Annotated in this window: 18 protein-coding genes; 10 read left to right on the plus strand and 8 right to left on the minus strand. The window is 38.8% G+C overall.

What is annotated here, in order from left to right; translation table 11 throughout:
• The first annotated feature begins 145 nt into the window (after positions 1–145).
• Positions 146–1,384, plus strand: coding sequence for a helix-turn-helix domain-containing protein (locus tag BN1082_RS08565; protein ID WP_090633404.1), 1,239 nt, complete (start codon positions 146–148; stop codon positions 1,382–1,384).
• A 126-nt stretch (positions 1,385–1,510) separates the two neighbouring features.
• Here the strand turns inward: BN1082_RS08565 and BN1082_RS08570 are convergent, their stop codons facing one another.
• The 4 genes from BN1082_RS08570 to BN1082_RS08585 all read right to left on the minus strand — a co-directional run bounded on the left by BN1082_RS08570 (position 1,511) and on the right by BN1082_RS08585 (position 14,631).
• Complete coding sequence (locus BN1082_RS08570) at positions 1,511–2,101, minus strand: class D sortase (RefSeq protein WP_090633405.1); 591 nt, start codon at positions 2,099–2,101, stop codon at positions 1,511–1,513.
• A gap of 56 nt (positions 2,102–2,157) precedes the next feature.
• Entirely contained in the window at positions 2,158–10,833 is an 8,676-nt protein-coding gene (locus BN1082_RS08575; RefSeq protein WP_090633407.1) for a S8 family serine peptidase, read from the minus strand.
• Positions 10,834–11,681: 848 nt separating this feature from the next.
• A complete protein-coding gene (locus BN1082_RS08580; RefSeq protein ID WP_090633409.1) occupies positions 11,682–13,517 on the minus strand; it encodes a PAS domain-containing sensor histidine kinase in 1,836 nt (611 codons plus the stop codon).
• Positions 13,518–13,803: 286 nt separating this feature from the next.
• Positions 13,804–14,631, minus strand: coding sequence for a GNAT family N-acetyltransferase (locus BN1082_RS08585; protein WP_090633411.1), 828 nt, complete (start codon positions 14,629–14,631; stop codon positions 13,804–13,806).
• A gap of 385 nt (positions 14,632–15,016) precedes the next feature.
• Here BN1082_RS08585 and BN1082_RS08590 point away from each other — a divergent pair, with 385 nt between their 5' ends.
• The 7 genes from BN1082_RS08590 to BN1082_RS08620 all read left to right on the plus strand — a co-directional run bounded on the left by BN1082_RS08590 (position 15,017) and on the right by BN1082_RS08620 (position 20,950).
• A complete protein-coding gene (locus tag BN1082_RS08590) occupies positions 15,017–15,952 on the plus strand; it encodes a polysaccharide deacetylase family protein (protein WP_090633413.1) in 936 nt (311 codons plus the stop codon).
• Between the two features lie 30 nt (positions 15,953–15,982).
• Positions 15,983–16,723: a tetratricopeptide repeat protein gene (locus BN1082_RS08595; protein WP_090633415.1), complete on the plus strand. Its 741-nt coding sequence runs from the start codon at positions 15,983–15,985 to the stop codon at positions 16,721–16,723.
• Positions 16,724–17,000: 277 nt separating this feature from the next.
• Entirely contained in the window at positions 17,001–17,714 is a 714-nt protein-coding gene (locus BN1082_RS08600; RefSeq protein ID WP_090633417.1) for an SDR family NAD(P)-dependent oxidoreductase, read from the plus strand.
• 3 nt (positions 17,715–17,717) lie between these two features.
• Positions 17,718–18,746, plus strand: coding sequence for an S-adenosylmethionine:tRNA ribosyltransferase-isomerase (locus BN1082_RS08605; protein ID WP_090633418.1), 1,029 nt, complete (start codon positions 17,718–17,720; stop codon positions 18,744–18,746).
• 13 nt (positions 18,747–18,759) lie between these two features.
• Positions 18,760–19,113 (plus strand): VOC family protein, encoded by a 354-nt coding sequence (locus BN1082_RS08610; RefSeq protein ID WP_090633420.1) that lies wholly within the window; start codon positions 18,760–18,762, stop codon positions 19,111–19,113.
• A 64-nt stretch (positions 19,114–19,177) separates the two neighbouring features.
• Positions 19,178–20,296, plus strand: coding sequence for a GAF domain-containing sensor histidine kinase (locus BN1082_RS08615; RefSeq protein WP_090633422.1), 1,119 nt, complete (start codon positions 19,178–19,180; stop codon positions 20,294–20,296).
• 12 nt (positions 20,297–20,308) lie between these two features.
• A complete protein-coding gene (locus BN1082_RS08620) occupies positions 20,309–20,950 on the plus strand; it encodes a response regulator (protein ID WP_090633424.1) in 642 nt (213 codons plus the stop codon).
• A gap of 164 nt (positions 20,951–21,114) precedes the next feature.
• On the opposite strand, the gene BN1082_RS08625 is transcribed toward BN1082_RS08620, so the two are convergent.
• Positions 21,115–21,510, minus strand: a complete 396-nt coding sequence (locus BN1082_RS08625) for a VOC family protein (protein WP_090633426.1) — start codon at positions 21,508–21,510, stop codon at positions 21,115–21,117.
• Between the two features lie 242 nt (positions 21,511–21,752).
• On the opposite strand from BN1082_RS08625, the gene BN1082_RS08630 reads away from it, so the two are divergent.
• Positions 21,753–22,112 carry a Lin0512 family protein gene (locus BN1082_RS08630; RefSeq protein ID WP_090634900.1) on the plus strand — a complete coding sequence of 120 codons (360 nt, stop codon included), beginning with the start codon at positions 21,753–21,755 and terminating at the stop codon, positions 22,110–22,112.
• Positions 22,113–22,509: 397 nt separating this feature from the next.
• Positions 22,510–23,727: an MFS transporter gene (locus tag BN1082_RS08635; protein ID WP_090634902.1), complete on the plus strand. Its 1,218-nt coding sequence runs from the start codon at positions 22,510–22,512 to the stop codon at positions 23,725–23,727.
• 175 nt (positions 23,728–23,902) lie between these two features.
• Here the strand turns inward: BN1082_RS08635 and BN1082_RS08640 are convergent, their stop codons facing one another.
• The 3 genes from BN1082_RS08640 to BN1082_RS08645 are packed head-to-tail and all read right to left on the minus strand — an operon-like array spanning position 23,903 to position 26,820.
• Entirely contained in the window at positions 23,903–25,078 is a 1,176-nt protein-coding gene (locus tag BN1082_RS08640; RefSeq protein WP_090633428.1) for a sulfite reductase subunit alpha, read from the minus strand.
• Positions 25,056–25,262: a hypothetical protein gene (locus BN1082_RS27390; RefSeq protein ID WP_176699711.1), complete on the minus strand. Its 207-nt coding sequence runs from the start codon at positions 25,260–25,262 to the stop codon at positions 25,056–25,058. Before BN1082_RS27390 ends, BN1082_RS08640 begins: the two co-directional genes overlap by 23 nt.
• A gap of 16 nt (positions 25,263–25,278) precedes the next feature.
• Positions 25,279–26,820 (minus strand): malate:quinone oxidoreductase, encoded by a 1,542-nt coding sequence (locus tag BN1082_RS08645; RefSeq protein WP_090634903.1) that lies wholly within the window; start codon positions 26,818–26,820, stop codon positions 25,279–25,281.
• Positions 26,821–26,916 lie beyond the last annotated feature (96 nt).

The following is a 26,916-nucleotide window of genomic DNA, read 5'->3' on the forward strand; positions in this document are numbered from 1 at the left end:
ATGAATAATCAGTTATTTATTCATTTAAATAAAGGGGAATTTTGGATAAAAATAATATTTTGTTTACTAAACATAAATATTGAAAAAACGAAGAACCAATTGATATTTAACTGCCTAGTAGCTAACTGGTGAAGGGGAAATCGTAATGTATGAAGGTAAAATCATAAAGTTTTATCGAGAAAAATACAAACTAACTCAAGAACAGTTAGGGAAAGATATATGTTCCGTAACACATATTAGTAAAATCGAATGCGCCCAAACAACATACGCACATGATATCATCACTTTATTATCCAAACGCCTTGGTATAAATATGGAGTCCGAAGTAGAAAAACTTAAAAATATTAAACAACGATTATTCAATTGGAATGAAGCAATCATTATGCAATTATTTGACGAAATGGATCAAATTAATAATGAACTCGAGCATGAAGAATTAATTCAAATTTCAGAGTACAATAATATGTATCAGTTACTACGGGCTAGGTATTTATTAATGCAAAATAATTTCGATGAAGCATTTAAGCTCATAAAAAAAATTCAAAAAACAGAAAATAAATTAACACCTTATGATACCAATCTATTAAAACATATTTTAGGTATCTATTATATTTCAACCCATGATTACGTCACAGCCATTCAAATATTAAAAGAAATACAAAATGAGTTTTATCATAATCCAGAATATTACTATTACTTAGCAATGGCTTACCACACTTTAGAATTACCAGTATTAGCTTATTATTATGCTGAAAAATCCCATCAATTTTTTGAAAATATGAATAACTATCTTAGAGTAATTGATGCAGAAATGATTATGATTATTCAAATTAAAGATGGTAATGACTATGATGATATAATAAACCGGTTTAAAAAATTAATTAAAAGTTGTGAAATATGTAATGCCCCTGATCGAAAAGCCAAAGTATTACATAACCTAGCTTATGAATACTTGCGAAGAAAAAATTATGAACAAGCCAGTTTGTATTATAAAGAATCCATGTCTCTAAAAGAAAATGAGTCTCCTTACTACTTACTATCTTTGGAAGGTTATATACGAAGTTCATTTGAGGGCGGTCTTATTCCAAATGAGGAATTAATCCAATATGCACAAAAGGGATTAACTATTGCAATTAATACTAATCAATTATTATATATTCATTTATTTAAACTTTTTCTTTATTTATTAAAATCTAAAGAAAAAGAATATCATCAATATTTATCTAATAAAGCATTACCTATGTTTATTAAATGTGGTTATACTTATTTGATTCAGCGTTCTAAAAAGGAATTATTTAATTATTATTATAAAATGAAGTTAACGGATGAAGCATTAGAAATGGCACAATTATTAATCAACCCAGAAAAACTTCTTCCACAATGATTTTTTTATTATAAACGTGTTTTCTTTGTTAGGTCATAGAAAAACCCGAATAAAGGCACTTTATAAAGAAGCCAGAGTTGCAGCTATAATTTGCAACTCTGGCTTTTTCCTGACGTCCCTCATCCCTCAGGATGGTACCTGCTTAACTAGCTCGCTAATAACCAATAAACGCTGTTTGCTTGAAAACTTTGGATGACAGGTGATTAATGTTACAAGAGATTTATTCGGAATAGGGCGAATAGCTTTAATATCGGTTGGATCAATGATTTTCTTTTGTATTACCCTGTAAAAATAAACTTTATTTTGTGTGGAGATTGTCATCTCATCGCCACTGTCTAGTTCATCTAATCGACTGAAATATTGACCTGTAATATAATTCCTATGTCCTAGAACAACAAAATTATCTCCTATTTTCCCTAATTCCCCGCTTTGTTCTAAATGCCCAACTGCCACCCGAAGTATATCTTCAGAAGTCCCTTCAAAAATTGACTCCTTAAGATTAATTTTGGAAATCTCTAATTGCGGAATTCCATTTGTTTTCTGATTTTTCCCGGATGGGTTCTCTTTTAGCCCAGGAGTTGAAGGCTTATCTTGCAATTGTATTATTTGCTGAATCATTTTTACTTTTTCCTGATGGGCCGAGTACTGTTCGTACCCAATAAAACCAAAAAGAGAGATTCCTATAAAAATTAATACATTGGCAATAATTTTTATCATAAGCGATCCCGCCTAAAAAAGAAGGTAGAAAAACATCATTCTACCTTCCTTCTAAATTAATTCGATTCTTTTTCTCTTTTTCTTCTTCTAAAGAAGTGTAATAATGCACCCATTACTGTGATTATTCCAGCCAATTGAAGAAGAAGGTTTCTGTCCCAAATAGAGCCGGTTTTTGGTAATTGGCTCAGATTGGAAGGAGGCTGCTGTGTTCCCGTATTAGGAGGCTGCTGTGTTCCCGTATAAGGAGGAGGCTGTGTTCCCGTATTCGGCGCCGGGTTTACTTTAACCTTCACCGTAACAATAGCAGAACCGCCTTTTCCATCGGAAACTAACACCTTAAACTCATCGTCGCCTACAAAACCATCATTAGGTGTGTAACTCCAAGAACCATCTGAAGAAACTGTTACAGTACCATGCTGCGGATCCGTTGATTTTGTATACGTCAATGTATCATTGTCAGGGTCTTCGCCGGTTATTTTACCGCTTATAACAGTTTTTTCTGTAGTAGATACTTGAACATCATCCACAACAGGTGAATGATTTATTCCATTTACCGTTACTTTTGCAGAAGCACTTTCATTCCCCGCTGCATCCTTTACAAATACGGTTAACACGGTTCCTGCTTTTTGATTACTTATAGTAATTCGATATGTCCCGTTACTATCAGAAGTTCCTGTACCGATAATCGTATTATTACTCTTAACAAAAACGGTAACGTTTGCTTCAGTAGTACCTGTTACTAAAGTATCACTGTCACTAACACTATTAATGGTTGGAGCATTTGGAGCTGTTTTATCAATGGTGAATTCCACAGTTGTTACATTTCCGGCTTTATCCGTTACGATTAATGTGTAAGTTCCTTCATGACTTATAACTGTTCCACTTGTAAAGGCGTCACCATTTAATGTTGCAGTTCCTTCATTGAATGTAACTGTTACATCATGATTGTAGGAACCATCGTTCGATACTCCAGAAACAACAGGTGCCGTTTTATCAATGGTAAACTGAACAGTTGTTGCGTTCCCAGATGCGTCCGTTACCACTAATGTGTGGTCACCTTCGCTTGTAACCTTTGTTCCGCTTGTGAAATCTTTGCCATCTAGTGTAGCGGTTGATTCATTAAATGTAATGGTGACATCCTTGTTGTAAAGCCCATTGTTTTCTACACCCGCTGCCCATTTTGCGTACAGCCTTACATCACCTGTGACTTTATCTGTCGCAAAATTCCATGCTGTCTTACCTGCAGGATCTTTATACCAGCCAAGGAATGCATATCCTGGTCTAGTAGGTACAGCTGGAGCTGTCGTTGTTGTGTCATAATCTGCTGTCTTACTGTCTACTAAGCTTCCATCTTGATGATCGAACGTAACGCTGAACTTATGAAGTGTCCATTTCCCATAAAGTGTTCTGTCAGAATAGATGGAGTTTGTGAAATCCCAAGGAATTGTACGTGCCTCATCTGCGAACCAAGTTAAATCATAACCGTAAACAACCGGTTGTGTTATTCTGCGTGCTACAATTTGGTCTTTTACTTCAAAAGGAGCATTGCCTTGAACTACGAAATGTACATTATATCCATTGCCCACTTTTTGGATTACGGTTACATCCGCATAATCCTTTGCACTTATACTGATCGTGAAATCTCCTGCTTTTGTAAAAAGACTCTTATCTAACGTAATCGTGTGTGAAGACGTATCTACCTTGTATTTCGTTGCATCTACATTAGACCCGCCAACCGTGATGCCGGTAATGGCTTTTGCCCAGTCTGAATCACTGAAATCAAGTGTCATATCGTTACCAACTACGTTATCTGTCGAATCTGTTGTAACAAGAGATGCAGCTAAAGCATATTTTGCATAGAGTGTGATTGGACTTGTCACAATGCTTGTAAAATCAAATGGTTTCGTTAAAGCTTGATCTGTATACCAGCCGGTAAACTTATAGCCGACCTTAGTTGGATCTGCTGGCTTCGTTGCACTCCGATCGACGATTTGAGGCGCAATCGAATCACCGCCATTTGATTCAAATGTGACCAAATAACCGATCACTTGATCCTGAACGAGTGCATCCACATAACCTTCTGATTTAATCACTACATTTATCTTTTGCCCCGTTGTGAATAGAGAATGGTTAAGGGTGATCGCACCATCGGTAATGGTGTAATCCGTATTCGGAACTAATTTTTTCGAACCAATATCAATTTCTTTAATATTCTTTTGCCATGTTCCGTCATCTGTGAATCTTAACGTAATATCGCTGCCCACCGTGTTTCCAACCACTTGCTTAGAAATGGCAGGAGGGGTTTTAATCCAACATACATAGTACGTTGCATTATCATTTAGCATTACACCGTTCGTTTTTGAAATAGGTGATGCCATTCCACTTGTGCCTGCAGCATCCAGATATAGGGTTAGACTAGCGGATAAAAGTCCATTTGTTATATATTTTGAAGCTTGCGACATATCAGGTACATTGGCTTTTCCATTCACAAGAGTATCAGCAAATGTTAAGTCAGATGGATTTTTTAACGTTCCGCCGTTTAAGTCAATGTGACGTCGATATCCAAGTTTTACATTTGGAATGTCAGTATGTTCGCCCGTCGTCGATGTAACGGTTAACGTATATCCTCTGTAGTCTGGTGCTGCGCTAAAGGCATACTTATTCGTTGGATGTGCCGCTGCATAGCTTTCAGTCGCCGTAGTAAAGGAAAGCGTTCCGCTGCCGTCGCTGTTCGATGCCAAGTTATAGGTGCTTGGATCGATGAGTTCGGTTGTCGTTGTCGTTTCAGATGTTCCGTCACTCTTGAGTTTATAGTACGTTTTTTCGATTTTTGCAATTTTATCCTTGCCCGTTAACCAAGGAATATTCGTTAAATAATCTGGAATGCTGATGTTGAGATTCCCTTCACCAAGCACCCAGCCAATTCCGCTTACACTTCCATTCGTTCCGTCGAACTTCGCACCATTAGGTTTTGTTGCATCAACTGGCGAATAGTTTTGCGTAAAATTCATTTGCCATTTTGCATATACGGTTTGGTCTGAGTTTGCAGTAATTGATGGGTCCCACAAATTCGTACCTGCTTGGTCTTTATACCAACCAATGAATTTATATCCCGGTCTTGTTGTACTTGGATTAATTAAGTTTCCAACATTATTGTAAATATAATCCCCGTTATTATCGGATTTGTTTGGAATGTATCCAACCGATATTGGGGAAACAGGAGCACCACCTTGACTATCGAACGTAATACCGTATCCAACAGCTTGTCCAGCAGCGCCAATATGATTCAAGCCTATGGTTGTAGCCGGGTAAACCGTACCATCAGCACCTGTTGAGTTAATAACAAACTTATAGAGCTGAGGCAGCCAGTTTGTTCCGCCTGGATCTAACGTTGCATTATTATAAGTGGTTGATTTATTAGGATCTAGTGTTGAATTTGTTTTAAATAAATCTGCCTTGAATGTAATTTTTCCTGGTTGGCTTAAATCATAGTATAAGTTACCATTATTATCTTTCAAGGTAGTGATGTCTTTTCCTTTTGATGCCGGACCATTACCAGCCGTGTAAACAATGATATTATTGATACCATTACGCCAATTGGCATCATCTGTAAAGGTAAAGGTTAAATCATTCCCTACATGTGCTTTTGATGGGTCTGTAACCATTGGAATCACAGGCGTCTTAATTGGCGAATCCTTAACAGATAATGGTACCGTTACGTCCTGATAGCCAGAAGCCTTAATGGTAACCGTGTAATTACCGATTGCCGTGAATAAAGAACCAGGCAAGGTAATTTGAGAAGGATGATCTCCTGTTGCATCGGAATATCCTGGTTTGATCGTTACAGAATTTGTTACATCTGTTGAACCGATCAGAATATTCGTAATCGCTTTTCTCCAAACGACATCATCTAGAAATACAGTGCTAGTTGGTATTAATGTAATACTTGAACCATTTTGCAAGTCTTGTAAAGTTGGAAGGGTCCCAACTGAAGTCGTTTGTCTTGGACCTGCAAAATTAAGCTTTTGCATGACTTGCTGTAAGCCATCGCCAGCATTTAACGTAATGGTACCGCCATATTGCGTTGTTATGGTCGTATCCTGATCCACCGTAAGCTGTGGTGTCGGAACCGTCATACCTGCATCGATTGCACTTTGATTTTGTTTACCAAAGTTTTCGAAGAGGTAATAGAAGTCATTATAATCAATTCCATAACCAGCAGTTCCTGGTTTGATCCAAAAAATATCCGCATTTCTGTTGCTGTTAAGGAAAGCAGTTTTGTTTGCTAAAGTGTTGTCTGGATTGTTAAAATTACTAAGGTTCTTATATTGATAATAAGCATTGATTTCAGCTACAAGATCCTTCATGTCAATGACGTTATCCCCATTGACATCTCCACCTAATAGAATCGGAATCAGGTTCGGCATATCGTAGAATGTTCCCGATTGATAACCATAATGGTTATTACCAATCACAGGTGTTGTAGCATATCCCTTGAAATGCCCTGGCATCGATGTCACAACAGAGTATGGCTTGTCACTTACATCCATGGTTACTGCATATTTTCCTTTAAGAAACTGATAATCAACTGTGTTGTTTATAGTGGTTGATGGAGTATCAGTTATATAGGTTTTACCATTTGAATCGGTAACGGTTACCTTAGCACCTGTATCAACCGTCGTATTTGGAAAAGCATTGCCAACATTATTTCGTGCGAAAGCTTCAGCCGCCATACGACCTCGAAGCAAGGATGTTGACTGTCGTACATAAGGATCATTTGTTGGGAACGCCGCAACTTGAGTATCTGCACCTGACATCGTAAGGTTTGATTGTGTTACATCAAAGTTAAACGGTCCAACAATCGGATCACTGCTTGTATAGGTTACATCTGCTTCTAAAATATTCATATCCTTATCAAGCGCACCGGCCGCACCAATTCCAGATATCGTAATATCCGCGGAATTTTCCGTATAAGTACCTTGATCAACGACATGCTGCTGAACGGTTAAAACCTTAGAAGGGTCAATCCCTTTGCTGGTTAGATAGTTTTTATACTCATCTGAAAGCCTAATATTACTAAATGAGTAAACCTTACTATCGATCGTAAATTTACCGTCAGTCATTCCAATTGCATTTTTCGTTGCGATTGTAGTATTAAATGGTTTATTCGCATCCACAACAAGCTTATCTTGATTTCCCGGACCTGCATCCACACCTCCGGAAGCTGTATATGTTACATATGGAGTACCTTTTTTAATGAAATAATAATGTTGTTCACCGGTATTCTCATCCGCTTCACCAGAATAGTCGCTCGGATAGATCATAAAATGACTGCCCAGTGGATTGGTTAAGTCCTCAGGAGTAACTCCAAAATGGAAACGGCCTTTCGCATCTGTATGGAAGGTTACAGTTGGATAAGCATTATCTTGGTAACCCCAGACTATGTTCTGAGCTTGGTCAATCGGTACAGTTTTAAAACTGCTATCTAATAGCGAAGTTTCGCCATTTTTCTTCATGAAGTCGATATTCGAATCATAAACGGTACCATAAAACCCTTTAATCTCTTGTCCTGGTTGATAGCCTGTCGGGTCAATTTCATAAATTCCTGGCTTTGAATCACTGTCCATGGTCATGGTTGGTGCTGTTGTGTCGACATAGACGGTATCTTCTGCTGTGTAGCGTTTACCAGCTGCGTCCGTCGCAATTGCCTCAACGGAATAAGCACCTTCTTTTATAACCGTTAGATCCCCAAGTCCGGAATTATCAAGTGACCCGTTATATGGCTTTGTAAATGGATAATACTGTCCAAGGTAAAGCATTACCAGAGGACGGGATTGAACACCTGGAGCCCAAGTGCTGAGATTATAATAACTAATTAACCCCAAATAATTTCCTTTATTGTCTTTCAATAAAAGATACATGTTTTGCATTGAACTATTGACAGAGAAGGTAAAGCCAGAAGTATAAGCAGGTGTATCATCGTTCCTGTTTCCCGTTATAGTTTCTGGCAGTGTAAAAGCCTTCGTGAGGACTTTAAAATCAATTCCTTTTTCTGCAACAGTAATGGTGAACGGAATGCGGTAAGACTCGGATGAGTCAGCTGCATTTACAAGATAGATATACCCCTCGTACGTGCCATCTAATGAATTTGACGGAACCGAGATGGTGGCTGTTGCTTTAACGGTACTGCCTCCTCCAACATTAAGGGAAGTCACGTTTGAACCACCGGCAGTAAATTCAATCTTCACATCGTTTCCAGTTCCCGGTCCGACCGGATTGGATCCAGCAAATTTTGTTGAAATAAACTTCGTACTGATATTAAATGTTTTATTGCTCGTCCCTTGATTCGTTATGTTAAAGTCTTTTGATGAAACCACATCATCAGAGCCGTTCGTTGCGCCATCTCCTCTGCCTTTAAAACCGAAGAACATGCTTCCTGTAAGGTTATCTACTTGATGAATGGTGCTTGAATCATTTGGGTTATCATTGGTATAAGCCTTATCTAAAACTTGAATTTTAACATCTGCATTAATGGCACGAACAGGATCAACACGTCCAGCACCGACTTGATATACGCTGTACTTATTTGAATCTGTGTTGATATCCTTCGCGGTATTCATTAACGCCGCCTTGACATCTGCAGGAGTATAATCTGGGTGGGCAGCTAAAATCAATGCGGAAATTCCTGCAACGTGAGGCGTTGCCATGGAAGTACCGGACATATTCATATACGAATATTTATAATCGTGTGTTGCAGTGTCTTGTGGATCGTAAACATCATATGGAACCGTGGACATAATGTCTACGCCAGGAGCGACAACATCCGGCTTAATCGTCCAATCTTTAACCGGTCCTGTTGAGCTAAAGTCTGCTAAGGTATCCCCAGCCTTCACGACTGGCGCATCAAGTGTAGACGGGAATGTGATGGTTGCGTTTTTTGGATCTTTCGCAATCGAATCTGAAAGCGCCTGCCCTTGTGCTTGAGTCAAAGAGACAGCATAAATATTGTCCATGCTTATGCCTAAGAAGCTATTGATATATCCTTGGTTCGCACTATCGTCCTGATTATCCCAAATAATCATACCAGCGGCACCTGCATTTTTCGCATTTGCCATTTTTGTTGATAAGTAATCAACGCCACGGTGAACGAGAGCAATTTTACCCGTCATATCATGTCCAATGTAATCTGCAGCACTGCCTAAACCGACATCTACAATTGGAAATGTTTTTCCTTTATAGGTATCATCTGCTTGTGCGAAGTTTTTGCCGAACAAACGAGCTTGAAAGGAACCTGAGCCACCCTTTAATGTCATGACAGCAAGGGTTTCCGGAATGGTGCTTGCACCAACGGTGATGGCTAGCGCCGCCGTTCCTGGAGAACCAACCGTGGCTTTGCCAGGACCAGCATTTCCTGCTGCTACCGCACAGGTCACACCTTGGATTGTAGCATTGTTGATGGCGACACTCGTTGGGTACAACGGATCATTCACCGTTGCTCCAAGAGAAAGATTGATGACATCCATATGATCTTTCACTGCCTGGTCAATACCATTTAACACAGCGGCTGATGTACCGTGTCCACCTGGTCCTAAAACACGATATCCATAAAGATGAACATTTGGCGCTACGCCATTTGCTGAAAAGATTGCATTATTATCTGTTGTGTTTGCCGCAATCGTCCCTGAAACGTGTGATCCATGTTCCGTGATATATTGCTTGTAGTCCGCAGGAGGCGGACCTGCAATTGGATCTGGATGGTCTTTAGCCGCTACCCAATCCGCATAAGTGGTTTCCATTGGGTCATGGTCATCCACAAAATTGATATTGCCGTCCGCATCGACACCTGTATTATTGACAAAGTCATGTCCTCCCCATAGTTGACCAGTAGCTTGGTCATGTGTAGCTTTGTATAAATCAGGGTGATTGTAGTCAATACCGGTATCCACTACACCGACCTTAATTGCTTGGCCAGCACGAGGACCAGTTTTAATAATACCTGTATTGCCATCGGCTTGAAGTTTATCAATACCCAAGTAAGATAGCGCTGATGTAGGCTTTCCGACAGAACCACTTGTATCTGAAGTCTGTGCTGAGCTTTTTTGTTCAGATGCCTCGTATTTTACTTCAGACCAAACAGAAGCAACTTCAGGATTATTTGCAACTGTTTCAACTTGGTTTGCAGGTAAAGATAAAGCTACTCCATTAAATGCATCTGTATATTCTCTAGTAATCCCGATACTAGGTTTAACAGATTTTCCGCCAATGATTTGCTTTGTAGGTTGCGTATTCACAAAACTTTTAAATTTAGCGTGAGAATCTGCAACTTTTTTTTGTGCGTCCGAATATTCGGCAGCAAAAGCTTGGCTATTTAATGTTGCACCGCCTTTAGCCAAAGATTGCTTAATGATTTGTATTTTAGCTGGATCAACATTAAATTGAACGATAACATTAATTTTTCCTGCACTACGCAAATCTTTTTTATCCACATGGATTTTTTGCGTATTATCTGCTCCAGTAAGATTATTAATGTTTGCTTTTTGCTCAGGAGTAAGACCGTCAAGAATACGGTTTACTTCATCTGCATTAAAAGTTCCACTGGACGAACTTTGCTTATTTGGCTTAGCAGCAGCATGTACGAGTGTTACATTCTGAGCTAGTACAATGTTTAAAAACATTGCAATCAACAAAGAGATAGATAACATTCTCTTTATAGGTTTTTTCCTTACCTTCATAATTTCCCCCCTGGTTGAGCAGTTTACTAGATGCTCAAAATCATTTTTATATTTAAGTAGTTACAATTTTCTAAATACTTAAATATATTTAAATAGTAATTGAGATTATTAAATTCGTAAATTGGGGGAAAATATGCCCTTTTTATTTGACGAATTTCGACAAACTTAAAAATAATCACCCATTTTTCTACTAAAAATGTAAACATTTATAATAAAAATCGATTAAATTGCAGGGTATATCCATTTAAAATGGAAATAGATTACTATTTCCACTTGGGGGAATTTTAAAGAATATACAAAAAAATATTATATGAATTTTGGTTGTACTATTATTAATAATCTAGTTATTAGGACAAATTTTGCAGTGAATTAGTAATTGGTTACTAGATACCAAATGTTATTCCAAATTAATCCTAATAAAGGAATATTAACCGATTTAATTTCTTAATAATTAGGATGTGTTAAACTTGCCTGTTGATTTGCGCTCCAGGCGCTTCGCTTTCCGCGGGCGGTTCGTGGAGCCTCCTAGGCGCTTAACTGTGGGGTCTCCCCTGCCCCGTACTCCCGCAGGACGTTGAATTAGCATCCTCGAATCAACACCGCACGAAGGAAATGCGATAGCATTTTCGAGGATCTTGCGCCTTCCGCTCCAATCAACATATTTTTAAAAATCAACAATGACCTTTAACACAGCCAATAATTTAGAAAAAAGGCCTTTTTTAATTAATCTTATAAAAGAGGCTGACTCAAATTAGTCGTTATTTAACGACCATTTGAGTCAGCCTCGATTTCTTGTACTTTAGGGAACTTTATTTTTGCTCATGACGATAAGCTCAGTTTATCTTACATTATTCATGGGAAGCTCTTATAGAAATAGGTAAAGTGATATCGACGACTGTACCCTTGTTGATTTCACTTGTGATGTTGATACTACCTTGATGATCTTTAATAATTTTGTTACTCACAAGTAAACCTAATCCTGTTCCCTTCTCTTTTGTGGTGTAAAAAGGTTCCCCAAGTCTTGGCAGTAGCTCCTTTGAAATGCCACATCCGTTATCAGAAAAGCGAATAAGGACTTGGTTGTCACTTAGAAGTTTTGTTTGAATCCTGATTTCGCCATTCGCTGAGGTGGCATCAAGGGAATTCTTAATAATGTTGATAAATACTTGTTTGAATTGATTTTCTTCACAATTGATCACTATGGATGTGTTTCCGAATTCTTTTATAATTTCAATATTTTTTAAATTAGCTTCAGCTTTAAGCAATTTTTCAACATTATCAATGATACTGTGCAAAAGAATCGGTTTCACATGGAGATTTTGCGGCTTTGCCAAGACAAGCAACTCACCCATGATAAAGTTGATTCGATCTAGCTCAGACAGCATAATATCAGTAAAAGCAGAATTCTCTGAAACCTCCGGTTGTAAGAGCTGAATAAAACCCTTTATTGTGGTAAGAGGATTTCTTATTTCGTGCGCTATACTTGCGGCCAATTCCCCGATGACAGACAGCTTTTCAGTTCTCCGTAAAAGGTCTTCGGTTTGTTTCCTCTCAGTAATATCACGTGTAACGTTGAAAAAGTATTGGCATTCGCCATCAGTGCTGAAAAAAGGAATTCCTCTCGATTCCAAATAAATCCAATTTCCGTTTTCAAGTTTGTAGCGATATTCACAGATAATAGGGGTTTTCGATTGAAGCATGTATGAAAATCGTTCACAGACGAGAGAAGCATAGTCAGGATGGATTTTTTCAAAGTAAATTCTATCAGTGCCTAACTTTTTCAGATGTGAAGGAGAGCTGTACGATACATCTCCATTCTTATCAATCACAGAAATGAAGTCTGCAGTATTTTCAGCAATGAACCTGTATTGTTCCTCGCTCTTCCGCAAAGCTTTTTCTGATTGTTTTCGTTCTGTGATATTACGTGAAACTATCAGATAGCTCTCTATCTCAGAGTTCTCAGATAAGATTGGGACACAACGCGACTCCAAATACACCCACGATCCATTTTTATGTTTTAACCTGACCTCAATTTGAACATTTTTTTTATGGATAGTAATCGATTGACGGAGATCAACTATTGTTTTTACATCATCAGGGTGAATAAAATCAAAAGTACCCGCCTGAAGATATTCATATTGAGTGTATCCCAAATGAAGCTCTATAGAAGGAGATACAAATATTTTTTTCATGTTCGAATCATATGTGCTTATAATGTCGTTCGTATTTTCTACTAGTATCCGGTATCTTGCTTCACTTTCTCGCAAAGCTTCTTCAGCCTTTTTGCGGTCTGTAATATCTCTGGCGATAACAGCAGTACCAAAGATATTCCCTTCTGTATCTCGTATCGGGGAAGCTGTTAGAATTACTTGGACAAGCGTACCATCTTTTCGTTCACGTACAGTCTCATATCCCGAAATTTTCTTTCCAAAGGATTTAATCGGATGAAATATTTCTTTCGTCTCGTTTATTAAATTTTCTGGTACAAGGCAGTAGGGGTCATTTAACAAGTCTTCGTATGTCCAGCCATAAATTTTTTCAAAGGCACTATTTACGAGAAGTATATTTCCATGCATGTCTCTAATAGAAATAGCGTTAGTCGTGGTTTCGACAAGAGACTTAAGCAGTTCTTTCATGTGGATATGCTCTTTACTTTGATTCGTTCGGAGAGTATCTATTTCCATAGAGTTATACCTGCCTTAAATAAAAATTATGATTATATATATATTCCATCTTTCTTGTAAAACTCCTTGAAATGTTCAGTAAAAAATCACTTCCGAACTCCCAGCCAAATCCGCATTCCAGCTTCCCTTTTTTCACGCTATTCCGAGTCAATAAAAAGTAATGGTAAGCCCCATTATCATTGTAAGAAAAGGAAGCTTACCATCTAAAAATTTTTCCAGTATTATGTTTAACCAAAATAAACTCCTCTAATTTCCTCACAAACCCATGAACGGTTACTAACTTATCCTAATTAAGATATTCATAGTAATCTTGAGAATGGTAGCTTCTAAATCCGCATGATTCATAGAGTCCAAGTGCATGTGTATTTTTTGCTTCTACCTCAAGAAAAATAGACAATCCTTTATGATCCTCTATTTTCACCACTTTTGATAGAGCTTTTCTTCCTATTCCTTTCCCTCGGAGTCCGGGAAAAACGACAAAACCATATATCCAAGCTTCACCATTCAATTCGGAAACACGCATTTTCCCGACTGTTTCCCCCTCTACTTCAATAATAAGTCTTTGATCACTGCTGTTTTCCCTAATCCTCCGATTCATCTCGCTTGCTTCACTTTCATTCAGTCCAAAACCTAAGACATCAAGTTGTATTTCCATTTCCAAATCATCATTTGAAAAAGACGATCTTATGGTAACTGAGGAATCCTCCGCCAATTCTGTTCTCTGCCATTTCATTTGATATTCCGCAAACGAAAATGCACATGGAATATTTCTCAAAAACCCCTTTGCAGTATGGGAGTCTGTTGGGGCATTTAATAAAATCGTCCTGATATTTCGCTTCTTTACCTCCTCTAGTCCCATTGTCAGCAGCCTAGAAAATACTCCCCTTCTTCGGTAATCCGGGTGCACCATTCCACAAAGCTCAACTTTATTTCCAAAATCATAACTTCCTAGAAAACCAACAAGCCTGCCATCTTCATAATGAAAGAAATCTTCCTTACAATCTTCTAAACGGTTTTCGAGCATTTCAAAATTCAGTTTCAGGTGAAATCCACCTTCTTTCTCGCAAGCTTCCTGAAGTTCTTTTATTTCAAACAATTCTTTCTCAGTTAACATCCATTTCCCCCCTTTGGCATACTCAAAAAATCACCCCACAAGTAATTTTTACTCTTAGCCTTTTCTTAAAATGTATTCCCTCGATAAAATTTTAATTCTATTATAAATAGTTTGCTGAACTGTTAGCAAACACTCAATAGTTTTTCTTCCATTTGCTGCCTAGGGAGATAGACGGGAAAAATGACATGGTCGACGGAAAATTTTTAAAATAAAATATATTGGGCCAATAATGACTCAATGTTGTTGAGAATACTTCCTATCATGGTATAATTTGTAATGGAGTTTATATGAGTATACAATATTAAAGAAATTTCTGAAATTTTATTTTGACACCTACCAACGGGTCAAACCGTTGATATACCCACATTTTATAAGGAGGAAAAAATTGAAAAAGCTTACAAAAAATCTATTAATCTTTCTATCTGTGTTTTATCTACTTTTCATGACAGGTTGTTCACTAAAATCTGCTCCAGCAAGCTCCAACGGAATTGATAAAAAAGAAAAAAGCAAAACGACGCAAACTTTAAATAAAAGTGACGAAAAGGCAGAGACAAGTAAAGAAAATACAAATGGAGATACGAAAACAGATACTAATTCCAGTGCTGAATCAAATAATACCACCACGAACAATCCAATTGAAATGAAAGATAATACGGAATCTATCCCCGTACTTACCTATCATTCCGTAGGAAATACAAATGGAAATCAGCTTATTATCTCTCCGGAGCTTTTGGACAAGGAGATGCAGTGGCTGAAAGATAACGGATATACCACTCTGACTTTAGCTGAAGCATATCGTTTCTTTTCAGAAAATAAGCCGGTTCCTAAAAAATCCGTAGTTTTGACCTTTGATGATGGATATGTAGACAACTATACGCATATGTACCCTATTCTCAAGAAATATGGATTTAAAGCCACCATCTTTGTCATAACAGATTCAGTGGACAAGAATTCAGCGTACCTTACGTCTACCCAATTAAAAGAATTAGAGTCCAATGGTATTGCGATTGAGAGTCATACTGTCGATCATAAAAAATTGGAAACTCTATCTTATCAGAATCAATTAGAAGAAATGAAAAATTCAAAGCTATTTCTTGAGGGCCTTCTAAAAAAGAAAGTGGATTATATTGCCTATCCATTTGGTACTTACAACGATGCGACCCTTCAGGCAGCAAAAGAAGCCGGTTATACGATGGCCTTAAGTATGGATCAGGGATGGTCCAATAAAAATAATGGAATATACAAACTGCACAGGGTATATATAAGCGCTTTTTATGATATGAATACCTTTGAAAAAAGGGTTACCAATCCTCAATATTAATGCAGAAAACCTTATGAGGAGAATAATGAAATGCGAAAACCTTTTTATTTGAGAATTTGTTTCACGATCGTTTTAACGGTATCAGTTCTTTCGATAGGTGTTTCTTGCAGCAGAAGTGAAGTAAGCACCCAAAGTCAGAACAATGCTAATAAGCAAATGACAACTCAAAATAATAAAAATAATACTAAACAAAAGGCAGAAGCCCTGGCAAAGCATACGGAAGTCCAAAATGCTGAGCAATCGCAAGGGACTGAAGATTCACAAAAGAAAGCAGAATTGGAAAAACAGCTTGAGGCTAAATATCAGGAAGGTTACAATGCCTTTAGAAGCCAGGAGTATTCTACGGCTATTCAAATTGAAGATGAAATTATTCAGCAGGACCCCGCCTTTTATAAGGCCTATAATGTAAAAGGCATTGCCGAATGCTTTTCAGGTAATTTTAATGGAGGCTTGGCAAACATCGATAAAAGTCTTCAATTGAAGCCTGACTATGGATATGCTTTATTTAATAAAGGACTAGCCTATGAACTGTTCGGATATTATGATGATGCCATCACATGGTATAATAAGGACCTTGAAATTGAAAACTATGTTTGGTCCTATTATGGTATTTCGAGTATTTATGGGCGGCGGGGGGACGTTGCCAATACCGTGAAATATTTAAAGCTTGCTCTGAACCTAGAGCCGGCAGTTAAAGACGTGGCAAAAACCGAGAAGGATTTTAACAACGTTCGAAACAGTAAGGAATTCCAGGCTTTAATTTCTAACTAAGTTCTACTGCAGCTTTCGGAGATAGTTGAAACAAATCATTGGTAAAAGGCGACAAATCCTTGGGGCGCCGGTAAGCCTGTTTAGTACAAAAAAAGTAACCGTTCATACTCTTTAAGTATGAGCGGTTACTTTTTTGTGTTATGTAACTTTTCCTTATTCGTCATGATTTCCCCTTTTTCAGCCAAAAGTTGTAGAAAAAGTTCAAGCTTTTTTCTGAGGGAGGTTTTGGAAGAAACCTGTATGCTTAAGACATCAAGTGATGAAGGGGAGATAAGAGATGGAAAATAAAGTAGTGATGATTACTGGGGCCTCCAAAGGTTTAGGAAGAGCGTTGGCATTAGCTTTTGCAAAGGAAGGCGCCAAGCTAGCCATTTGTGCAAGATCCTCGGAAATCCTATTAAAAGTCAAAGACGAAGTGGAGAGCTTAGGTGCAGAAGTATTGGCGGTTACTGCCGATATTTCGAATTCTAGAGATGTTGAACGGTTTGTTGCGATGTCTGAAGAGGCTTATGGTCATATTGATGTTCTGATAAATAATGCCTCTATACTAGGTCCAAGTCCGATGCCGCTGCTGCTCGATTATCCCGAGGAGGATTTTGCTGAAGTGCTAAGGGTAAATACGGTTTCAACCTTTCTCGTTACAAGAAGAGTGATTCCGGGAATGCTTGAACGAAATGTTGGATCAATCATCAATGTGACATCAGAAGCCGGCAACACCGGTTATGCAGGTTGGGGAGCATACGGGATTTCAAAATTTGCTGTTGAGGGTCTTACACAAACATGGGCAGATGAATTGAACGAAACCAATATCCGGGTCAACATGGTCGATCCCGGTGAAATGGACACAGACATGCATCAATTGGCCGTTCCAGATTGCAATTATCCATTAGCTAAGCCCGAAGATGTAGTTGATATATTTTTATACTTGGCATCAGATAAGGCTGTAGGCATTAACGGCCAGCGATTTGCGGCACAGTCCGAGGAGGTGTGAAATATGGCAATTAAAAAGTTGGATTTTTATCTTCCTAACGACCTGAATGCATCCCTTCCACCCGAAAAACGAGGTGTGCGAAGGGACCATGTTCGGATGATGGTTTTAGACCGTACTACTGGAGAAATCAACCATGACCATTTTTTTCACTTATCCCAGTACCTTCAGACTGGCGATCTTGTTATTTTAAATAATAGCCGAACCATCCCTGCAGTTTTACATGCTGAATGGGTCAGAAGCACCGCACAACTCGCACCTAAAGTGGAGGTAAGGCTGGCAAGGCGCCGCGGTGAAGGTACTTGGGAAGCGCTCATTGTCGCTAACCTTGTAAAAACAGGCGATCGTTTGCAGTTTTCCCCTGATTTATCTGCAATGGTACGGGCTGAAAAAGAGAATTCTCCTCTTAAGATCATTGAGTTTACAAAAAAGGGAACGGACCTTTTTAATATGATCTATGCCCTTGGTGAACCCATCCGTTATGAATATATTGAACAGCCATGGGATTTGGATTACTATCAAACAGTTTTTGCGTGCCACCCAGGTTCAGTGGAGATGCCCTCGGCTGGGAGGGCCTTCAGCTGGGAGCTCCTATTTAAATTGAAGTGCATGAACATTCAGCTAGATTTTATCCAGATGCATACTGGATTAAGCTATTTGCTTGATGATCAGTGGCACCAGAGACCTGAGGAGAATGAGGAAGAGTATCAAATAGCTGAAGGTACAATGGAAAAAATTCTTGAAACAAAGGCATCTGGTAAAAGAGTAATTGCAGTTGGGACGACTGTAGTCAGGGCACTTGAAACGGCAGCGATGAACGGAGCCCTATCAGGAATGACAAATTTATATATCGACAAACATTTTCCTTTAAAGATCGCTGATGGGATTATCACCGGTTTTCACGAACCAAAAGCCAGCCACCTCGATATGCTATCTGCCTTTATATCTGAATCACTATTGCTTAATGCATACGATCAAGCAATTAAAGCCGGTTATTTATGGCATGAGTTTGGAGATATGAATCTTATAATATGATAGGAGGCTACCTATGCGATTCCATCACTATGCCCTAGAAGTGAAAAATATAGAAGAGTCGGTCGCTTTTTATAAAAAATACTTGGGCTTTCAGGAAGAATCCAGAATGTATTTCATGGAGGAAGAAATTGTGTTTCTAACTTTGAAGGATTTCAGGTTGGAGTTACTCTCTGGTCATCAGAAAAATGAAAGATTGACTCATCTTTGTTTTGAAGTAAACCACATCCAAGATGTGATGCACCGGTTTGGTGACTATCGAAAAATAGAAGGTCCATATAAACTGGAGAATGGCTGGGAGACCGTTTTTTACGAAGGACCTAATCAAGAAATACTAGAATTTTTGCAGGTAGCCCCCCCTTTACAATAGCAGTCTGAAAATTATAAATAAGCTATAATAAAAATAGCAGCTTCATCGTGGAGGGGAAATGTTAATGTCTGTTGAATCTAGATTTGAGGAAATCGGCATTTTAAAAGAAATAGCAGAGCTTTTAAATGAAGGAACGGATACAAAGGACGTATTGGCGGGAGTTTTAAACAGACTTCTTCAGGTGACTGGACTACAAACAGGATGGATTTTTTTAATAGATGAAAGTGGGGCGTTTCAGCTCGCAGCCGATGAAGCTTTGCCGCCTGCCCTGGCAAGTGAGAATAAGTGGAGGATGTGCCAAGGGACGTGTTGGTGTGTCAATAAATACAACAATCACCAACTGAATAAGGCATCAAATATTATGGAATGTAAACGAATTGAAGAGGTTATTGAAGAGAAGGCTGGAGAAACATGCGGTCTGACTCATCATGCAACCGTCCCGCTCCGTGCCGGTAAGGAACGGTTCGGCATCCTAAATATCGGGTCACCTAACAAAACACATTTCGAGAAAAATGAACTCGCATTGCTTGAAGCAGTAGCCTATCAAATAGGAACGGCTTTAAAACGAATCAAACTGACTCAGCGGGAACAAGAGACCGCGCTTGTAGCCGAGCGGAACCGTCTTGCAAGGGACCTGCACGATTCCGTTAATCAGCTGTTATTTTCCTTAAGTCTTACCGCAAGAGCCGGCATGGAAATGACCAAAAATGATGAAATAAAACAAACCTTCAGCTATATGCAGGATTTGTCCCAGGAAGCGCTTGGTGAAATGCGTGCGCTAATTTGGCAGCTGCGGCCACTGGGATTAGAAAACGGTTTAGTAAGTGCGTTAAGAAGTTATGCGGATATGCTAGGTCTGTCGATTGAAACAAAAGTGACGGGAGCAGCCAACATCCCAGGAAAAGTAGAAGAAGCTTTGTGGCGCATCGGGCAAGAGGCGCTGGGCAATTGTAAAAAGCATTCCCAAGCCACAGAAGCATTTTTATTTTTCCATACTTCCAAAGATGGAGTTACCATGACGATTAAAGATAAGGGATGTGGGTTCCATTATGAAGAACATCTTGATATCCCCTCATTGGGATTAAAAAATATGAATTCACGAACAGCAGCGTTAAATGGAATATTTCAATTAAAAAGCAAACCAGGAAGCGGGACAGAAATCCAGATCCACATCCCGTTCTAGGAGGAAAAGCCGATGAATATTCGTTTATTAATCGTAGACGATCATCACGTTGTCAGAAGAGGCCTTGTCTTTTTTCTTCGTACACAAAAAGGTCTTGATATTATCGGGGAGGCTGCTAATGGGAAGGAAGCTGTTGAACTGGCAGAGTCACTCAAGCCTGATCTAATTCTCATGGATTTAGTGATGCCGGAAATGGACGGCATCGAGGCAACAAGGATCATTAAAAAAGCGCAACCTGACATCAAAATTATGATGTTGACCAGTTTTTCTGATCAAGATCATGTGATTCCTGCACTTGAAGCAGGTGCTTCAGGATTCCAGTTAAAGGACATCGATCCTGATGAACTTGTCTTTTCAATAAAAAAAATAATGAGCGGAGAAAATCAGCTCCATCCGAAAGCCACCTCCCATTTATTGGCTAATTTATCCAGTAAAAACAATCAGAAAAAAAATCTAATTGAGGAATTAACGAAACGAGAATTAGATGTCTTAAAAGAAATTGCAAAAGGGAAAAGCAATAAAGAAATCGCCTCCTCCCTCTTTATCACTGAAAAAACAGTTAAAACGCATGTCTCAAATCTTTTGGCTAAACTTGAGCTTGCCGATCGAACACAGGCCGCCCTTTATGCGGTGAAGAATCAATTAGTAGACTGAAATCAGCTCCCAAAAAGTTCCCTTACAGTAGGTAACTTTTTAGGAGCTGATTTTAAGAATAGTAATGGAAAAATGTGACCGAAACCATCAGGCTTCGTGAGTGCAAGACAGTTTTTTTTCAAACATTCAAGCAATCCTGCAGCTTAATTCACCTATTTGGAATTCTATTTTGCATTCTTATCTGGTTGATGAATTCCAAGTATATTCCCTTCGGTATCAATATAGTATCCTTGCCACGCCATTCCAGGCAGGGCGTATTTGGGCATTGCGACTTTGCCACCATTCTCCAAAATTTTAGTTTCCGTTAAATCGTAGTTTTCCACTCCCATTGTACAAACATATGCGTTTAACGCCTGATTTGTTTCTGGAGAAGCACTTTGACGCTGCATCAAAGCACCATTGATTCCTGGTTCGTTTTCGTTGCCAGTCACTGCTCCAAAGTAAGGCATTCCTGCATACTCACTCCAATCTTGAAATGACCATCCAAATACCTCTCCATAAAACTTCTTTGCCCGTTCCATGTCATTCACATGGATTTCGAAATGAACTAATCTTCCCATAATTACCTCCCAATTTTTTAAAAAATTTCTCCTTAAATCATCTTTTTTTTCGCTTCCAATTCCCTCACTATTATCGTTAGGGATATGGTAAAATATTCAATTATTATAATTATATATTATTTTTAGTTGCGATTACTAGCTTTGCTCTCTATATTGACGTGTGTTTTCTTTCGTCCCATTTATCTAAAACGATGTTTTTTTGGTAAAATATTATCAATAACAAAATAAGAGGTGTGTAAATGATGGAAAAATTGATGTTTATTGAAACAGGGATGGGAATTGATGTTCACGGTCAAAATATTACGAAAGCAGCTATTCGCGCAGTAAAAAATGCCATTCACTTTAATTCGATGCCTGGCATCCGATCTGTCCTTCCGGGAAATAGCTTAGACAATATGGTCGTAAATGTAAAACTGGCAGTTCCTTGTGATAAGGAAAAACTGGATATCGATGCTGTAAAAGAGGCTTTACCTTTTGGAAAAGTAACGGTGGAAGTTATGGACGGAGGAATGCTGACAACAAGCGGAATTGTCCTCGAGGAAAAAGGCGATAAAAATGATTTGATGTATGTCGTTGTCGCATCAGTCGAAGTTGGCTATTAATAGTTAAAAATCATTCAAAAGTCAACTTCTACAGGGGAGTGTCGGCCTACCGATTTAGTGGAATTACATCATCATCTTCAGTAATTTATTTTTAAAAAACTCCTGGTTATGAACTTTTTCTGTATCTCGTTATTGAACCACATAAGCAAACATGCTAGTATAATTAGTAATATTCCTTTTAAATCAGTCCAGAGAGACTGAAAAGGGCGAGTAATCTTGAAATAGGTTTAGTTTGCCCATGCCCTTTTGTCCTCTGTGACAAAAGGGCATTTTTAGTTTTGCGCAGTACTCTTTTTAACGTAGTCCTGTGAGGCTTGAAAAGAGAATGGAAGATTATTCAATTGAATTAACCGATCCATTCCCTTCAAAACATTTGAAAAAAACTGGAGGGCAAAAAATGAACTATCAGAAAAAAACAGTTGTCGCGTCGGTAACAGGTTTAACATTAGAAGGCATGGACATCATGTTTATCTCCTTCGCTATGTCGATGATCATTGCTAATTTTCACATTGACTTAGCTACCGGGGGACTCATTTCTTCTATTACAAATCTTGGAATGCTTGCTGGGGGAATCGTTTTTGGGATTTTAGCAGATAAATTTGGCAGAGTTCGTACTTTCACCTATAGCATTCTTTTCTTTGCCATCGGTACAGCGTTAACAGGGATGGCCACGAGTATTGGACAAGTCTACATTTTTAGATTTATTGCCGGGCTCGGTGCTGGTGGAGAATATGGAATAGGGATGACGCTTGTGGCAGAGGCGTGGCCAAAGGATAAGCAGGGCAGAGCCTCTTCTTATGTAAGTATCGGTGCTCAATTTGGTGTCATTATTGCAGCCGTGCTAAGTGCCATCATTCTTCCTGCCTTCGGATGGAGAGCGTTGTTCTTTGTTGGAATTATCCCTGTCATTTTTGCAATCATTGTATGTAGAAACTTAAATGAATCACCGGAATGGATGGCAGCACAAAAACGTAAAAAAACAGGTAAAGCACACGAGAAAGGTAAACTTCTTCAGTTGTTTGCTACCCCTAGAACATCGATAACAACGATCTCATTAGCCATTATGTCCACCGTTCAAATTGCCGGGTATAACGGTTTGATGATTTGGCTGCCTACCATGCTTCAAAAATCACAAGGACTATCGGTTTCAAGTTCTGCACTGTGGACCATTAGCACAGCTGTTGGGATGTTGATTGGTATGCTGACATTTGGGCAATTCATTGATCGGCTTGGGATGAAGCGTTCTTATGGAATCTTCTTGCTGGCCTCTGCCTCTGCGGTATTTTTATACTCGCAAGCAGCCGGAAGCGCAGCAGTACTTATTGGCGGTGCGATTGTTGGGTTTTTTTCGAATGGAATGTTTGCCGGATATGGTGCATTAATCAGCAGTTTTTATCCGGTCCAAGTTCGCAGTACTGCCACAAACGCGATTTTTAACTTTGGCCGGGCACTAGGAGGACTATCACCAATATTGATTGGCTACATTTTACAAAAATACGATATTACTATGGCAATGACATACCTTGCTGTTTTATACTGTGTATCCTTTATCGTTATGCTTAGTCTTAAGAAAAATCGGAAAGTAGAATCCGTAAAATTAAAGCGCGTTGTTTAAGGAAGCTTAAGAGGTTGTTAATGACATAGTGTTATTGCGTATAGCACGTATAATAGGGAAGCTGGTTACAAACCACGCTTCCCTTCTCATTTTTAACGAAAAGAAAAGGAACCCTCCGAGAAAAAGGGTTCCTTTTTTAAAAACTGCAAATCTATATACTTTACACCTTTAAATTTTAATACACATCACGTTGATAACGCCCTTGCTGTTGCATATCTTTAAGATACGCTTCGGCTGCATCGCGGGTCAGCGCGCCTTCTTTTTCAATCACGCTAATGAGCGCTTCGTTGACGTCTTTCGCCATATGTTCCTTATCTCCACAAACGTAGAAATAAGCCCCATTTTCCAGCCATTCAAATAATTCTTTGCTATTTTCAAGCATTTTATGCTGCACATAAACTTTTTGTGCCGAATCACGTGAGAATGCAGTATCTAGTTTTGTCAGTACTCCATCCTGTTGATATTTTTCCAATTCATTTTGATAAAGGAAATCCGACGCAGCATGCTGGTCTCCAAAGAATAGCCATGACCGGCCAGTTACTTTATTTACTGCACGTTCCTGGATAAAAGAACGGAATGGTGCAATGCCTGTCCCAGGACCAACCATAATAATATCTTTATCTTGGGACTCTGGCAAAAAGAAATGTTTATTAGCTTGAACAAAGACTGGAAGGGTATCTCCTTCTTGAACACGTTCAGCACATAAAACAGAACAAACCCCTTTACGATCGCGTCCATGCGCCGTGTAGCGTACAGCACCGATCGTTAGATGAACTTCATCTGGATTAGCGGTAAGGCTGCTTGCAATAGAATAGAGACGTGCCGTCATTTTTCTTAATAAAGAGACGATGTCTTGGGCAGAAGCCTTCCATGGACCAAAAGCACGTAACATATCAAGCAAATCTCGTCCATAGCAATATTCCTTTAGTTGGCTTGCATTTTCAATCATCACAAGCTTTTGCAGCTCTTCGTTTTCTGTGAATGCTGCTGCCTGTTGTAAAATCTTCTTCGTCAGAAGTGTAATTTCAAGGTAAGTTGTCAGCGCTTCCTTCAACGGCATTGTCTCGCCTTGCTTACCAACTGTTACAACCTCTTCTTCATCCCATTTCATTTCCTCAATAAGGGCAGCCACAAGTTCTGGATCATTTGCAGGGATAACGCCAAGTGCATCACCTGGGACATAAGAAAGGCCTGAACCTTTTAATGATAACTCAATATGTCTTGTTTCCTTGCTAGAGCTTGTCCCATTTAAATTAATATTTTTAAGAACCTTCGCTTGAAATGGATTAGTCCTTGAAAATGGTAGTTTGTCACTTTTGGTATTTTTATTATTTTCCAAAGTAAGTTGCATGTCTTGTAACCTCCAAAAGTAATATATAGCTAGGATAACACAACATTGGAAAATAAGAAGTGTATTTTGACACACAATGGACAATAATTTTTATCCTAGCTGTAAAATGGGGTCTGACTCCCCCAATGATGTAATTTTCATTCATTGCCTTTTCAATCTCTACATCAAGGAAACGATTTTCCATTGATGAAAAATATTGCTTAAACTTTTTCTAATACCTTTGTTTCTACATCCAAAGAATTAACTTGGTTTGGCAAGTTTTCACTTAGACCAAGCGCCAGCGCTGAAGAAGTATAAATTTCGTGGAATAGCTCTGGGCTTTCCACTAGTGACACGCCATAAGAAGGAATCATTTCCATTATTTTCGATTCCCACTCTTCAAAATGTTGTGGGAAGCATTTTTCTAATACCACAAGCATAACGTGAACGGCAGTAGAAGCACCCGGAGAAGCGCCGAGCAATGCAGCTATCGAGCCATCAGCGGCACTAACAACTTCCGTACCAAATTGAAGTGTTCCTTTACCTCCAGCCTCAGTATCTTTGATAACTTGCACACGTTGGCCCGCTACCACTATATCCCAATCCTCACTTTTGGCGTTCGGAACAAATTCTCGTAACTCTTCGATACGTTGTTCTTTCGATAACATAAGTTGTTGGATCAGGTATTTTGTTAATGGAATGTTTTTTGCACCTGCTGCTAACATAGTGAAAACATTATTCGGTTTTACAGAACCTAATAAATCCATATTTGAACCAGTCTTTAAGAATTTTGGTGAGAAGCCAGCAAACGGTCCAAATAGTAATGATTTTTTGTTGTCGATATATCGTGTATCAAGATGCGGCACAGACATTGGAGGAGCACCAACCTTAGCTTTACCGTATACTTTTCCATGATGCTGCGCTACAACTTCCGGATTGTTACATACCATAAATAGTCCGCTTACCGGGAATCCTCCAATATGTTTTGACTCAGGAATACCGGTTTTTTGTAGTAAATGCAGACTTCCGCCCCCACCGCCGATAAAGACGAATTTTGCAGTATGGTATTCGATTTTACCGCTATCGATATCATGCACTTTCACTTCCCACAAGCCGTCGCTAGTACGTTTAATATCCTTAACACTATGCTTGTAGTTTATCTCGACGTTTTTACTCTTTAAGTGGTCAAACAACATCCGTGTTAAAGCACCAAAGTTGACATCCGTTCCAGAGTCAATTTTTGTTGCAGCTACTGGTTCATTCAATGTACGGCCTTCCATGATAAGCGGAATCCATTCCATCAGTTTTTCAGGATCATCGGAAAATTCCATCCCTTGAAACAGAGGATTTTTCGAAAGCGCTTCAAAACGTTTTTTCAAAAACGCTACATTTTTTTCCCCTTGTACTAAACTCATATGAGGTATTGGCATGATAAAGTCCTGCGGATTACGAATCAAATTGTTGTTTACTAGATAAGACCAAAACTGTCTTGAAAGCTGAAATTGTTCATTAATTTTTATAGCTTTCGTAACATCTATAGATCCGTCAGATTTTTCGGATGTATAGTTAAGCTCGCACAATGCAGAATGACCTGTACCCGCATTATTCCATTCGTTAGAGCTTTCTATTCCTGCGTTTGCTAGTTTCTCAAACACTTTGATTTCCCATTCAGGTGCTAACTCTTTCAGTAGTGATCCTAAAGTTGCGCTCATGATTCCGGCACCAATTAAGATAACGTCTGTCTTAGTTTGTCTGTTACTCATTTTTACCATATCCTTTTACCCTAAGATTTGCAGAAAGGATGTAAGCGCTCCCGCGTAAGCATCACAGTAAGCCCAGACGGAACCTAGAAACACACC

The sequence above is a fragment of the Neobacillus massiliamazoniensis genome, assembly GCF_001048695.1.
In the GTDB taxonomy this organism is placed as follows: Bacteria; Bacillota; Bacilli; order Bacillales; family Cytobacillaceae; genus Neobacillus; species Neobacillus massiliamazoniensis.

Coding starts and splice junctions, on each gene's coding strand:
- BN1082_RS08565 (WP_090633404.1), top strand. CDS start 146: ATGTATGAAGGTAAAATCATAAAGTTTTATCGAGAAAAATACAAACTA.
- BN1082_RS08570 (WP_090633405.1), bottom strand. CDS start 2,101: ATGATAAAAATTATTGCCAATGTATTAATTTTTATAGGAATCTCTCTT.
- BN1082_RS08575 (WP_090633407.1), bottom strand. CDS start 10,833: ATGAAGGTAAGGAAAAAACCTATAAAGAGAATGTTATCTATCTCTTTG.
- BN1082_RS08580 (WP_090633409.1), bottom strand. CDS start 13,517: ATGGAAATAGATACTCTCCGAACGAATCAAAGTAAAGAGCATATCCAC.
- BN1082_RS08585 (WP_090633411.1), bottom strand. CDS start 14,631: ATGTTAACTGAGAAAGAATTGTTTGAAATAAAAGAACTTCAGGAAGCT.
- BN1082_RS08595 (WP_090633415.1), top strand. CDS start 15,983: ATGCGAAAACCTTTTTATTTGAGAATTTGTTTCACGATCGTTTTAACG.
- BN1082_RS08600 (WP_090633417.1), top strand. CDS start 17,001: ATGGAAAATAAAGTAGTGATGATTACTGGGGCCTCCAAAGGTTTAGGA.
- BN1082_RS08605 (WP_090633418.1), top strand. CDS start 17,718: ATGGCAATTAAAAAGTTGGATTTTTATCTTCCTAACGACCTGAATGCA.
- BN1082_RS08610 (WP_090633420.1), top strand. CDS start 18,760: ATGCGATTCCATCACTATGCCCTAGAAGTGAAAAATATAGAAGAGTCG.
- BN1082_RS08615 (WP_090633422.1), top strand. CDS start 19,178: ATGTCTGTTGAATCTAGATTTGAGGAAATCGGCATTTTAAAAGAAATA.
- BN1082_RS08620 (WP_090633424.1), top strand. CDS start 20,309: ATGAATATTCGTTTATTAATCGTAGACGATCATCACGTTGTCAGAAGA.
- BN1082_RS08625 (WP_090633426.1), bottom strand. CDS start 21,510: ATGGGAAGATTAGTTCATTTCGAAATCCATGTGAATGACATGGAACGG.
- BN1082_RS08630 (WP_090634900.1), top strand. CDS start 21,753: ATGGAAAAATTGATGTTTATTGAAACAGGGATGGGAATTGATGTTCAC.
- BN1082_RS08635 (WP_090634902.1), top strand. CDS start 22,510: ATGAACTATCAGAAAAAAACAGTTGTCGCGTCGGTAACAGGTTTAACA.
- BN1082_RS08640 (WP_090633428.1), bottom strand. CDS start 25,078: ATGCAACTTACTTTGGAAAATAATAAAAATACCAAAAGTGACAAACTA.
- BN1082_RS27390 (WP_176699711.1), bottom strand. CDS start 25,262: ATGGAAAATCGTTTCCTTGATGTAGAGATTGAAAAGGCAATGAATGAA.
- BN1082_RS08645 (WP_090634903.1), bottom strand. CDS start 26,820: ATGAGTAACAGACAAACTAAGACAGACGTTATCTTAATTGGTGCCGGA.